The 12574-nt window shown below is 68.6% G+C and carries 11 protein-coding genes; 7 read left to right on the plus strand and 4 right to left on the minus strand.

Annotated features, from left to right (window positions below; all coding sequences use genetic code 11):
* The first annotated feature begins 105 nt into the window (after positions 1-105).
* Both AS850_RS01740 and AS850_RS01745 read left to right on the plus strand, forming a co-directional pair.
* Positions 106-1440 (plus strand): ABC transporter substrate-binding protein, encoded by a 1335-nt coding sequence (locus AS850_RS01740; RefSeq protein ID WP_119867560.1) that lies wholly within the window; start codon positions 106-108, stop codon positions 1438-1440.
* A gap of 139 nt (positions 1441-1579) precedes the next feature.
* Complete coding sequence (locus AS850_RS01745) at positions 1580-2332, plus strand: SGNH/GDSL hydrolase family protein (RefSeq protein WP_123955415.1); 753 nt, start codon at positions 1580-1582, stop codon at positions 2330-2332.
* A 140-nt stretch (positions 2333-2472) separates the two neighbouring features.
* Here AS850_RS01745 and AS850_RS01750 read toward each other — a convergent pair whose 3' ends face one another.
* The 4 genes from AS850_RS01750 to AS850_RS01765 all read right to left on the minus strand — a co-directional run bounded on the left by AS850_RS01750 (position 2473) and on the right by AS850_RS01765 (position 6638).
* The gene (locus tag AS850_RS01750) at positions 2473-3195 is read right to left on the minus strand and encodes an ABC transporter ATP-binding protein (RefSeq protein ID WP_442856915.1); all 723 of its coding nucleotides are present in this window, start codon (positions 3193-3195) and stop codon (positions 2473-2475) included.
* A gap of 62 nt (positions 3196-3257) precedes the next feature.
* Positions 3258-4268 carry an ABC transporter ATP-binding protein gene (locus AS850_RS01755; protein WP_119867563.1) on the minus strand — a complete coding sequence of 337 codons (1011 nt, stop codon included), beginning with the start codon at positions 4266-4268 and terminating at the stop codon, positions 3258-3260.
* Positions 4261-5247 carry a branched-chain amino acid ABC transporter permease gene (locus AS850_RS01760; protein WP_119867564.1) on the minus strand — a complete coding sequence of 329 codons (987 nt, stop codon included), beginning with the start codon at positions 5245-5247 and terminating at the stop codon, positions 4261-4263. The genes AS850_RS01755 and AS850_RS01760 overlap by 8 nt, the downstream gene beginning before the upstream one ends.
* Before the next feature lie 14 nt (positions 5248-5261).
* The gene (locus AS850_RS01765; RefSeq protein ID WP_236940796.1) at positions 5262-6638 is read right to left on the minus strand and encodes a branched-chain amino acid ABC transporter permease; all 1377 of its coding nucleotides are present in this window, start codon (positions 6636-6638) and stop codon (positions 5262-5264) included.
* 278 nt (positions 6639-6916) lie between these two features.
* Between AS850_RS01765 and guaB the strand changes: the two genes are divergently transcribed.
* From guaB to AS850_RS01790, 5 genes are all read left to right on the plus strand, one after another.
* Complete coding sequence (gene guaB, locus AS850_RS01770) at positions 6917-8419, plus strand: IMP dehydrogenase (protein WP_119867565.1); 1503 nt, start codon at positions 6917-6919, stop codon at positions 8417-8419.
* A 43-nt stretch (positions 8420-8462) separates the two neighbouring features.
* Complete coding sequence (locus AS850_RS01775) at positions 8463-9584, plus strand: GuaB3 family IMP dehydrogenase-related protein (protein ID WP_119867566.1); 1122 nt, start codon at positions 8463-8465, stop codon at positions 9582-9584.
* A 163-nt stretch (positions 9585-9747) separates the two neighbouring features.
* Positions 9748-10254, plus strand: coding sequence for a cation:proton antiporter regulatory subunit (locus tag AS850_RS01780; RefSeq protein WP_236940797.1), 507 nt, complete (start codon positions 9748-9750; stop codon positions 10252-10254).
* Between the two features lie 5 nt (positions 10255-10259).
* Positions 10260-11744, plus strand: a complete 1485-nt coding sequence (locus tag AS850_RS01785) for a cation:proton antiporter (protein ID WP_119867568.1) — start codon at positions 10260-10262, stop codon at positions 11742-11744.
* Positions 11744-12556: an SURF1 family cytochrome oxidase biogenesis protein gene (locus tag AS850_RS01790; RefSeq protein ID WP_119867569.1), complete on the plus strand. Its 813-nt coding sequence runs from the start codon at positions 11744-11746 to the stop codon at positions 12554-12556. The genes AS850_RS01785 and AS850_RS01790 overlap by 1 nt, the downstream gene beginning before the upstream one ends.
* The last annotated feature ends 18 nt before the right edge of the window (positions 12557-12574 follow it).

A 12574-nucleotide genomic window follows, 5' to 3' on the forward strand; every position in this document is an offset into this window, starting at 1 on the left:
CAACACACGGGTGAAACATTCGACCAATAGGTTCAGACCCATTCAACGGTAGGACGGCACGCCATCGTGTCGCCGCATCACCGCCGTCACGAAAGGGTTCCACGGATGATCAGATCCATCACCGCCCTCAAGGTCCTCGCGGTCGCCGGAGCAGCAACAGTGCTCCTGGCCGCGTGTTCCGCGGGTGGCTCCACCTCTCCCTCGGGTTCGGCGTCGCCCAGCGCGTCGAAGAAGACCGACCCTGCAGCCAGCTGCAAGGCCCCGTCGACACCGTCCACCGAGGCCATGAAGATCGGCACCCTGCTGCCGCTCACCGGGTCGCTGGCCTACCTCGGCCCGCCCGCCGTCGCGGGTGCGGGTCTCGCCCTCGACGACATCAACGCCGCCGGCGGTGTCATCGGCAAGCCCGTTTCGATCGCCTCCGCGACCGACTCCGGCGACTCGACCGACCTCACCGTCTCGTCGGCCTCCGCCGCGAAGCTGAAGGCCGCCAAGGTCTCCGTCGTCCTCGGAGCGGAGTCGTCCAGCGTCACGCTGAACGTCATCGACCAGATCACGGGTAGCTGCACGATCGAGATCTCGCCCGCCAACACGGCGTCGACGCTCTCGGGCTACTCGTCCTACTACTACCGCACCGCTCCGCCGGACTCGGTCCAGGGTTCCGCCCTCGGTCAGCTTGTCGTCGGCGACGGCAACGCGAAGGTCGCCTTCCTGGTCTTCAACGACTCCTACGGCACCGGTCTCCGCGACTCCACCCAGAAGGCCGTCGAAGCTGCGGGCGGATCCGTCGTCTACGGCGGCACCGGCAAGGGCCAGGAGTTCCCGCCCGGTCAGACGACCTTCTCGTCCGAGGTGACCGCGGCTCTCGCCGCCAAGCCCGACGCGATCGTCGTCCTGGCGTTCGACGAGACGAAATCCATCGTCCCGGAGCTCGTCTCGCAGGGCTGGAACATGAAGAAGACCTACATGTCGGACGGCAACACGGCCGACTACTCGAAGGACTTCAAGGCCGGCACGCTCGCCGACGGCAAGGGCACCATCCCCGGCGCCCAGCCGACGACCGACCTCAAGGCCAAGCTCAACTCCTGGTACCAGAAGAACCAGGGCAAGGCGCTGAGCGACTACTCCTACGCCGCCGAGTCGTACGACGCCATCACCCTCACGGCCCTCGCGGCCGAGGCGGGCAAGGGCACCGACGCAGGCACGATCCAGGCCAACATGGCCAAGGTCTCCGGAGCCGACGGCGGCACCAAGTGCGCCACGTACGCGGCCTGCAAGAAGCTGCTGGACGCGGGCACGAGCATCCAGTACCAGGGCCCGTCCGGCATCGGTCCGTTCAACAAGAACAACGACCCGTCGAGCGCCTACATCGGCATCTACAAGTACGACTCGAAGAACGTCCCCGTCTACCAGAGCAGCATCCAGGGAGCGGTGAAGTAACCCTTCGCACACAGCACGACCCGACGGCGAGGCCCGGCAGGAGCGATCCTGCCGGGCTTCGTCGTTTTCATCCGCGGGTCCTCCGTTGGGGGGACCGAAGTCGCTGACAATTGTCCCCCGGCGTGGGATTATGGACCCGATGTCCTCCGCGCCCGAAACCCGAGACCGGACGCCCCTCCGAGGGCGTCGTCTCACCGATGCGCTGCACACGCTCGGGCGGCCGCTGCTTCGCATCTCGTTCTTCCTCTACCAGGTGGAGGTGCGGCGCAACCTCTACCCGCGCGACCCGCTCGTGACGGAGCACGAGGGCATCGACCCCCTGCGGGTCCTCTTCGCCGGCGACGTCGCCGCGTCGGGCCACGGCGTGCTCAGCCACGGGCTCACGGTCGTGACGCGCACCGCCGACGCGCTGTCCGCGGCGACGGGCCGAGGATGCTCGTGGCGCGTCATCGCGAAGACCGACCTGACGATGGCCGGGCTGGCCGCACGCCCCTCGCTGTCGGCCGAGGGGGTCGAGCTGGCGTTCCTGCTGCTCGGCATCCCCGACGTCCTCCTGGTGACGCGCTCGGAGGCGTGGGCGCGCGACCTCCTCGCGGTGACCGAGCGGATCCAGCGGGAGTCGGGGCTGCGGGCGTGCCGCGTCATCGTCTCGGGCATCCCGCCGCTGTCGGACTTCCGGCCCATCCGCCCCGCCGTGCGCCGGGTCATCGACCGCCAGGTCGACCGGCTCAACGCGATCAGCGTCGAGGTGGCCGAGCGGACCCCGGGCCTCACCTTCGTGCCGTTCCCGTCGTGGCGGATCGGCGAGATGTACGTCAAGCAGATGTTCTCGTGGAAGACGATGCACGAGACCTGGGCCGCGACGCTCGCCGAGGCCGCGCGCGACCGCTAGCGGTCGTCGACAACGCCGCGAGCGGCCCCGTTCGCCGTTCTGCCTGGCGGCCTGGTGTGGTCGGTCGCGAGGCGGAGGAGGAGCGCGATGGCGGCGCCATCGCCGACGTCGACGACGCCGCGAGCGGCCCCACCAGGACGTCAGGAGTTGTCGACGTCCTTGGCGAGGGTTCCGAGGTAGAGCTCGATCACCTTCGGATCGTCCGCGAGCTCGTGCCCCGTGCCCGAGTAGGCGTTGCGCCCCTGGTCGAGGACGTAGCCGCGGTCGCAGATCTGCAGGCAGCGGCGGGCGTTCTGCTCGACCATGATGACCGAGACGCCGGCCTTGTTGATGCGGCGGGTCCGGATGAACGTCTCGTCCTGGCGGACCGGCGACAGCCCGGCGGACGGCTCGTCGAGGAGCAGCACCTTGGGGTCCATCATCAGCGCCCGCGCCATGGCGACGGACTGGCGCTCGCCGCCGGACAGGGATCCTGCGCGCTGCGCCCGGCGGTCGGCGAGGACGGGGAAGATCTCGAAGATGCTGTCGAGTCGCTCTTCGAACTGCTTGGGGCGGAGGAACATCCCCATCTGCAGGTTCTCTTCGATCGTGAGGGAGGGGAACACGTTGTTCGTCTGCGGCACGAATCCGACTCCGGCCTGGACGAGCTTGTTCGCCTTCAGGTTGGTGATGTCCTGCCCGGCGAGCGTGACGCTGCCGGAGTGGATCTTCACGAGGCCGAAGAGGGCCTTGAGCAGCGTCGACTTGCCGGCGCCGTTCGGTCCGATGATGCCGATGAGCTCGCCCGGGTAGCAGACGAGGTCGCAGTTGTTGAGGATGTTGACCCCGGGGAGGTAGCCGGCGACGAGGTCGTCGGCGCGCATGATCGGCTCCTGCCCCGCGAACTTCTCGGTGCCCTTGTGGACGGTGGTGTCGATGGCGTTGCTCATGCTTTGTCTTCCTCTTCGCGCTGGGCGCTCTCCTGCTCGACCTCGGCCTCGAGCCGGTCGATGGACTCGTCGGTGAGGAGGGAGTCGTCGCCGAGGTCGGTGTCGTGGTGGGCGCCCAGGTAGGCGTCGATGACGGCGGGGTTGTCCATGACGGTCCCGGCGGGGCCTTCGGCCACGATGCGGCCCTCCGCCATGACGATGACCCAGTCGGAGATGTGCCGGACCATGTGCATGTCGTGCTCCACGAAGAGCACGGTCGTGCCCTCGTCGCGGAGGCTCTGGATGTGGCCGAGCAGCGACTGGGTCAGGGCCGGGTTCACGCCGGCCATGGGCTCGTCGAGCATGATCATCGCGGGGTCGCTCATGAGCGCGCGGGCCATCTCGAGGAGTTTCCGCTGGCCGCCCGAGAGGCTGCCGGCGTAGTCGTCCTTCTTCTCGTAGAGCTTGAAGCGCTTGAGGAGCTCCTCGGCCTTGGCCTCGATCTCCGCCTCGCGCTTCTTCCAGAGCGGCTTGATGATCGCGATGAAGAAGTTCTCGCCGGGCTGGTCCTTCGCCCCGAGGAGCATGTTCTGCATCACGGTCAGCCGTGACAGCGCCTTCGTGAGCTGGAAGGTGCGGACCATCCCGCGGCGCGCGACCGCGGCGGCTCCGACGGCGCCCATGGCGCGGCCGTTGAACAGCCAGCGGGCCGTCCCCTCGCCGCGGTTCGTCAGCGTGGGGGCCGAGTTCGGCTTGTCGAAGCCGGTGAGGAGGTTGAAGAACGTCGTCTTGCCGGCGCCGTTCGGGCCGATGAGGGCCGTGATCGCACCGCGCTGCACCTCGACGTGTCCGACGTCGACGGCGGTCATGCCGCCGAAGCGACGGACGACGTTGTCGACGGTGAGGATGGGGTCGGGCTTCGCGCTTCCGGGCTCCTCGGGGACGGCGGCGAGTTTGCGCCGGAGCTCGACTCGGTCGTAGTCGTACCCGGGCTGGGCATCCTGCGTGGTTCCGGTTGACTCAGACACTGAACGACAGCTCCCTCTTGTTGCCCAGGATCCCCTGGGGTCTGAAGATGATCAGGCACATGAGCGCGACTCCGACGAGGACGTACGAGAACTGGACGGTCTGCTGCTGGTTCATGATGCTCGACGGGATGAAGTCCTGCGCCAGGGTCTGGATGAGCAGCCGCATCACGAAGAAGAGGATCGCGCCGAGCACGGGGCCGAAAACGCTGGCCGCGCCACCGAGGAGCAGGGCCGTGTAGATGAAGAACGTCGTCGAGCGTCCGAGGCCGTCGGGCTGGACGGACGACGGCAGCACGTAGATGATGCCGGCGACGGCGCCGATCAGGCCGCCCAGGACGAGGGCCTGGAGCTTGTACGAGTAGACGTTCTTGCCGAGGCTGCGGACGGCGTCCTCGTCCTCGCGGATCCCCTTGAGGACGCGGCCCCAGGGGCTCCTGCTGAGAGCGAAGACGAGCAGCGTGAAGAGCGCGACGAGCGACCAGCCGACGATGCGGATCCACCAGCCGTTGACGCCGTTGTTGTCGTAGGTAAACCAGAGGATCGTGGTCGCCTGGTTCGGGAGCGGCGACAGGGCGATGAAGGGTCCGTTGAACGTGTTGCCGGTGATGCCGTTCGAGCCGCCGGTGAGGCTGGTCAGGATGCTCGACCGGCCCACCATGCGGATGATCTCCGCCGCCGAGATCGTGACGATCGCCAGATAGTCGCCCCGGAGCTTCAGGGTGGGCAACCCGAGGACGAACGCGAAGACCAGCGCGCAGAGGAGGGCGACGAGCGTGGCCAGCCAGATGCCGAGGCCGTTCTCGATCGAGATGGCGAATCCGTAGGCGCCGAGCAGGAGGAACGCCGCCTGACCGATGTTGAGGAGGCCGGCGAAGCCGAAGTGGATGTTGAGGCCGATGGCCGCGATGGCGAACGCTGCCGTGGTGGGCGCGAGCGCCTGGACCGTGAGGGACTGCAGCAGGCTGACGAGGTAATCCATGGTGTGGTGCTCCCTTAACCGATGCGCTCGCGGCGGCCGAAGATGCCCTGCGGTCGGAACAGCAGGATGACGATGAGGATGAGGAGTGCGGTCGCGTACTTGAAGTCGCCGGGCAGCACGAGGTTGGTCAGCTCGACGATGATGCCGACGATGAGCGAGCCGACGAGGGCGCCGAAGGCCGTGCCGAGACCGCCGAGGGTGACGGCGGCGAAGATCAGCAGCAGGATCTGCAGACCGGTCTGCCAGTTCACGCCGTTGAGCACGAGCCCGAGCATGACGCCGGAGAGGCCCGCGAGGCCGGCCGCGATGGTCCAGACGAGGCGGATGATCCGGTCGACGTCGATGCCGGAGGCGGCGGCCAGGGCCGGGTTGTCGCTCACGGCCCGCGTGGCGCGGCCGGTGCGGGTCTTCAGGAGGAAGAGGCCCGAGAGCACCAGCACCACGATCGAGATGCCCATGGCGACGTACGACTGGACCGTCAGGACGACGCCGCCGATGTTCACCGTGGTCGGGTTGTTCGTGTCGATGCGGACCGTCGCGGCGCCGTAGAAGTACTGGAAGGCGTACTGCAGGGCGATGGAGAGGCCGATGGTCACGATCATCAGCTGGGTGAGGCTGAGGCCCCGCTTCCGGAGCGGTTTCCAGATCAGCATGTCCTGGAAGAAGCCCGTCGCCGCGGAGATGATCACCGTGATCACAGCGGCCAGGATGAGGTTCATCCCGAGCACGTTCGCGAAGGTGTACGCCAGCAGACCGCCGAGGGTGACCTGCTCGCCGTGCGCGAAGCTCTGGAGGCCCGTCGTGCCGTAGACGAGGGAGAGGCCGATCGCGGCCAGCGCGAGCAGGAGGCCCAGCCGGATGCCCGAGACGCTCTGCTGGGCGAGCCGCTGCCAGGAGAAGTCGCTGCCGTTGTTGGCGTTGTCGATGACCGCGCCCTTGGTGGTCGACAGCTGGAAGATCGTGCCGGCGCTGGAGCCGAGGGTCACGGCCACCTTGCGGTCGTTCGTCTTCTCGTTGGCCAGGTACTGGCCGCTCGGGAGAGTCGACTCGACGAGTCGCACCGTGAACGTGCCGGAGGACTTCACCGGGATGACCCAGCGGCCCGTCGCGTCGGTGGTCGCCTTGACGACGTCGCCCGCAGGACTGGTCGCCTGGATGTCGACGCCCGCCGCCGGCTTCGAGTCGCTCCGGAGCAGCGTGCCCTGGATGCAGGCGGTGCTCGCGTCGGTCGCGCAGACCGTCGCCGCGCTCGCCGCCGAGGGGGAGACGGCGAGGGACGCCATCGTCGCGACGAGGCCGAGCATCAGCATCGACGCCAGCAGCACGAGGGCGTGGCGGCCCCGCTGGACGGACCTCCGCCGGGGGTGCGCGAGAGTGGGGGTGAGAGTCACGGATCCTCCTGGACGGCCCAGTCAGGACATTTCCCCGAGGGTCTGGCTCGCCGTCGTCGTTGACAGTACTTTCCCTTTGTGTCTTCTGTGTTTCGTCGAGAACACAGTCGGGACACAGGTCAGTATGTCGGGTGAGGCCCCCGGGCCGGAATAGAAACGCGCGACCCGGGTTAAGATGTACCACCGGTGATCGACGGCGAAACCGGCTCCTCGGCAGCGCCTCCCCCGGGCGGCTGCCCCCGCTGCCTCGCGAAGAGGCTCGCACGCAAAGGTGGCTCATGGACCAGCCGGATCCCTTCGGTTTCATCGGACTCACGTACGACGACGTCATGCTCCTCCCCGGGCACACCGACGTCATCCCCTCGGAGGCCGACACGTCGTCGCAGCTGACCAAGCGGATCCGGGTCGCGACCCCGCTCCTGTCCGCGGCGATGGACACCGTCACCGAGTCGCGCATGGCGATCGCGATGGCCCGTCAGGGCGGTATCGGCGTGATCCACCGCAACCTCTCGATCGCCGACCAGGCCGCGCACGTCGACAAGGTCAAGCGCAGCGAGTCGGGCATGATCACCAACCCCGTCACGACGACGCCGGACGCCACCGTGGCCGAGGTCGACGCGCTCTGCGGGCAGTTCCGCGTCTCCGGCCTCCCCGTCGTCGAGCAGGACGGCACCCTCGTCGGCATAATCACCAACCGCGACATGCGCTTCGTCTCGAAGTTCGAGATGGCCACGACGTTCGTCCGCGACGTGATGACCTCGAAGAACCTCATCACCGCTCCGGTCGGGGTCGACCCCGACTCCGCCGTGGCGATCTTCGCCCAGCACAAGATCGAGAAGCTCCCGCTCGTGGACGCCGACGGCAAGCTCCGCGGCCTCATCACCGTCAAGGACTTCGACAAGAGCGAGAAGTACCCGAACGCCACGAAGGACGACGAGGGCCGCCTCCGCGTCGGCGCCGCCATCGGCTTCTTCGGCGACGCCTGGCAGCGCGCGCAGGCCCTTCGCGACGCGGGCGTCGACGTGCTCGTCGTCGACACCGCCAACGGCGAGAGCTTCGGCGAGCTCGACATGATCAAGCGGATCAAGGCCGACCCGTCGTTCGCCCACATCGACGTGATCGGCGGCAACGTGGCCACGCGCAGCGGCGCCCAGGCCCTCATCGACGCCGGCGCCGACGCCATCAAGGTCGGCGTCGGTCCGGGCTCGATCTGCACGACCCGCGTCGTCTCCGGCGTCGGAGTCCCCCAGGTCACCGCCGTCTACGAGGCGTCGCTCGCCGCGCGCGAGGCGGGCGTCCCGGTCATCGCCGACGGCGGGCTGCAGTACTCCGGCGACATCGCGAAGGCCCTCGTGGCCGGAGCCGACACCGTCATGCTCGGCTCGCTCCTCGCCGGCTGCGACGAGAGCCCGGGCGAGCTCGTCTTCGTGAACGGCAAGCAGTTCAAGAACTACCGCGGCATGGGGTCGCTCGGTGCCATGCAGACGCGCGGCAAGAACACCTCCTACTCGAAGGACCGCTACTTCCAGGCCGACGTCCCCTCCGACGACAAGCTGATCCCCGAGGGCGTCGAGGGCCAGGTGCCCTACCGCGGGGCTCTGTCCAACGTCGTGTACCAGCTCGCGGGCGGCCTGCGCCAGTCGATGTTCTACGTCGGCGGTCGCACCGTCCCCGAGCTGAAGGCGCGGGGCAAGTTCGTCCGCATCACCGCCGCGGGCCTCAAGGAGAGCCACCCGCACGACCTGCAGATGGTCGTGGAGGCGCCGAACTACCGTCGCTAGCGGGCGGAGGCCGCCCGTCGGCGGTCACCGGTAGGGTTGACGGGTGACTGAGGTAGAGATCGGCGTGGCCAAGCGCGCCCGCAGGGCGTATGCGTTCGACGACATCGCGATCGTGCCGTCGCGGCGCACCCGCGACCCGCGCGACGTGAGCGTCTCGTGGTCCATCGACGCGTTCCAGTTCGAGTCGCCCATCATCGCGGCCCCGATGGACTCCGTCGTCAGCCCGGCCACGGCCATCCGCATGGGGCAGCTCGGCGGTCTCGGGGTCCTCGACCTCGAGGGCGTGTGGACCCGCTACGACGACCCGGAGGCGGTGCTCGCCGAGATCCGCGGCCTGCCCGACGACCAGGCGACGCGCCGGATGCAGGAGATCTACGCCGCCCCCATCCGGCCCGACCTCGTCACGGCCCGTCTCGCGGAGATCCGTGCCGCCGGCGTCGTGGTGGCCGGTGCCCTCAGCCCGCAGCGCACGCAGGACCTCTATCAGACGGTCGTCGACGCCGGCGTCGACGTGTTCGTCATCCGCGGCACGACCGTCTCGGCGGAGCACGTCTCGAAGAGCAGCGAGCCGCTCAACCTGAAGAAGTTCATCTACGAGCTCGACGTTCCGGTCATCGTCGGCGGAGCGTCGACCTACACCGCGGCTCTCCACCTCATGCGCACGGGAGCCGCCGGCGTCCTCGTCGGGTTCGGCGGGGGAGCGGCGTCGACGACGCGTGCCTCGCTCGGCATCCACGCGCCCATGGCCACCGCCGTCGCCGACGTCGCCGGTGCTCGCCGCGACTACCTCGACGAGTCCGGCGGGCGCTACGTGCACGTCATCGCCGACGGCGGTCTCGGCACCTCGGGCGACATCGTCAAGGCCGTCGCGATGGGAGCCGACGCCGTGATGCTCGGTGCCGCCCTCGCCCGGGCGACCGACGTGCCCGGCGGCGGCTTCCACTGGGGTGCCGAGGCGCACCACCCGGAGCTTCCCCGCGGCCGCCGCGTCGAGGTCGGCTCGATCGGCACGCTCGAGACGATCCTCTACGGGCCCGCCCCCACGGCCGACGGCACCGCCAACCTGCTGGGCGCCCTGCGCCGCTCGATGGCGACGACGGGCTACAGCGACCTCAAGGAGTTCCAGCGCGTCGAGGTCGTCGTCGCGCCGTACCACCCCCACTGAGCCGGCCACCGGCGGCGGGAATCGGAGGAGGCCTCCGGGCGTTGTCCACAGGTGAAGCGCAGCCCGGAGACCCTCGAGAACTCGAACGGTAAGCTGAGACGACTGCCCCCGAACCTCTGGAGACCAGCTCATGGTTGACGTGCGTCGTGTGAAACTCCCCGGCGTGGGAGTGCTCCACACCTTCATCACCGACGACGGTGGCAAGTGCGGTGTCATCACGCACCGGTCGGGTCACAGCGATCTGATCACGTTCAGCGACGAGTCCGACGACAAAGACGTCACCAAGGTCTCGCTCCGCCTGAGCGAAGACGAGGCGCATACGCTCGCCGAGCTCCTTGGCGGCACCCGCATCACCGAGTCGCTGTCCGCGCTCGAGCAGATGCCCGGCCTCAGCATCGACTGGTTCACGGTCGACTACGACGACCACATCGCCGGCCAGCCCCTCGGCGACCTCTCCGCGAAGGGCGTCGTCGGCCTGACCGTCGTGGCCGTGGTGCGCGGCGAGACCGCGAATCCTGCGCCCTCCGGTGATTTCCGCGTCTTCCCCGGCGACACGCTCGTGGTCGCCGGCTCGCCCGAGAAGGTCGCCAAGGCCTTCGCCTTCTACCGCAGCGGCGGAATGAAGGCCAAGGCGGGCGGCTCCTCGATCGACGCCCCGCCGGGAGGGTAGGCAGGATGCACCTGGGCGAAGAGCTCCTCGTTCTCGGTGTCCTGCTCCTCCTCGCGTACGTGCTGGGCAGGCTCGCCAAACTGATCGGCCTGCCCACAATCCCGATCTACATGGTGGTCGGGCTCTTGGCGAGCCCGCACGTCGGCTGGTTCCCGCTCGACTTCGGCGCCGACAAGATCGAGCTGATCGCGATCTTCGGTCTGATCCTGCTGCTGTTCAACCTCGGCCTCGAGTTCGATCAAGACGAGTTCTTCGGCAACGTCGGCAAGCTCGTGCTCTCGGGCGGCAGCTACATCCTAGCCAACATGGTGGTCGGCCTGGCCTTCGGCTTCTGGCTCGGCTGGGGCACGCGGGAGGCCCTCATCATCGCCGGCATCACGGCGACGTCGTCGAGCGCGATCGTCACCAAGCTCCTCATCGAGCTCGGCCGCCTGGCGAACAACGAGACGCCGATGATCCTCGGCGTCACCGTCGTCGAGGACATCTTCATCGCCATCTACCTGGCGATCGTGTCGGTCGTGCTGAGCGGCGAGACCGATCCGCTGCCGGTCATCAGCAAGCTGCTCATCGCGTTCCTCTTCCTCGTGGTGATGTTCAGCGTCGCGCGCTGGGGAGGCAAGGTCGTCTCGCGGCTCATCCGCACGCGCGACGACGAGCTCTTCACGATCCTGTTCTTCGGTCTCGCCGTCACCTTCGCCGGGATCGGCGAGATCCTCGGGGTCACCGACGCCATCGGCGCGTTCCTCATCGGTCTGGTCATCGGGGCGACCCGGTTCCGCTCGCGGATCGAGGCGTTCGCCCTGCCCATGCGCGACGTGTTCGCCGCCTTCTTCTTCCTCAACTTCGGCCTGGGGCTCAACCCCGGCACGTTCCCGGCGGTCGTCTGGCCCGTGCTCGGCGCGGTGCTCATGACAATGGTCATCAACGTCGGGGCGGGCCAGTTCGTCGCGTGGCTCAACAAGCTCGGGCCTCAGGCCGGCATCAACACCGCGTTCATCCTCCACAACCGCGGGGAGTTCGCGCTCATCCTGGCGACCCTGTCGGTGGGCGCAGGACTCGACTCCCGCATCCAGCCGTTCGCCGGTCTCTACGTGCTGATCATGGCGGTCGTCGGTCCGCTCCTCGCCAGCAATTCCGAGAGGATCGGGGGCGTACTCTTGCGATCGCGGAAGAAACCGAGCAAGACGTCCGACCGCTCCTCCCGGGCCGAACCGCGACACGGCGAGGAGATCGCTCTCATGGAGGCCGCCCTCGCGGGGCGACCTCTCCAGAGGGCGGACGACGGCGACGACGACGAGGCGTTCGACTTCGAGACCGAGGAGTCGTCCGAAGCGAGAGCATCCCGCGACGATGCGGACGACGGCGACTACGACAGCGAGTTCGACGGCGCCTTCGGGCCCGAGGAGCGCTCCACGGTCGACCGGGCGGCGGAGCAGGCCGGGCAGCAGTCCGACCAGCGAGCGACGAGGCAGAGAGACCCCGAATACTGATGACCGAGACCCAGGTGAAGGCGCCCCTCCTGCCCGAGAGCATGTGGGAGGTCGCCCGGCGACCCCGCTGGATCGCCGCGCTCGTCTTCGCCCTCGCGGTGGCGGCCCTCTTCGCGTGGCTGGGTCACTGGCAGCTCGACCGCAGCGTCGTCAGTCTCCGACCGATCAACACCGGCACCGAGACGAGCAAGGTCCTCTCCGACGTCGCGAAGCCCCAGTCCGAGTTCCCGGACCGCCTCACCGGGCAGAAGGTCACCGTCGAGGGCTCGTTCGCGCCCGGCGACTTCCGCGTGCTCAGCGACCGGCTCGACGGAGGGCGATCCGGCTACTGGCTGATCGGGCGCTTCGTCGACCGGGCCGACGGCTCCTCGCTGGCCGTTGCGCTCGGCTGGGGCGCGACCGCCGCCCAGGCGCGCGCGGCGGAGTCGTCCGTCCCGCTGTCGCCGACGGTCGAGACGCTGGCCGGTCGCTACCTGCCGAGCGAGGCCTCGTCCGACGGCAAGTACCAGCAGGGCCTCGAGACCGTCGTCTCGGTGCCGCAGCTGATCAACGAGTGGCAGGGCTTCTCGGGCGCCGTCTACGACGGCTACGTCGTCGACGGCCGGGGCTGGGGCGGTCTCGAGGCGATCTCGTCGCCCCCGCCCATCGACAAGGCCACCGTCAACTGGCTCAACATCTTCTACGCCGTCGAGTGGGTCATCTTCGCCGGCTTCGCCATCTTCCTCTGGTACCGACTCGTCCGCGACGCGTTCGAGCGCGAGCTCGAAGAGGCGCAGGAGTCGGCGGGCGACGCCGATCCGTCGGCCGCCTGACCGCCCTCGGCCCTCGCT

The sequence above is a fragment of the Frondihabitans sp. 762G35 genome, assembly GCF_002074055.1.
GTDB lineage: Bacteria > Actinomycetota > Actinomycetes > Actinomycetales > Microbacteriaceae > Frondihabitans.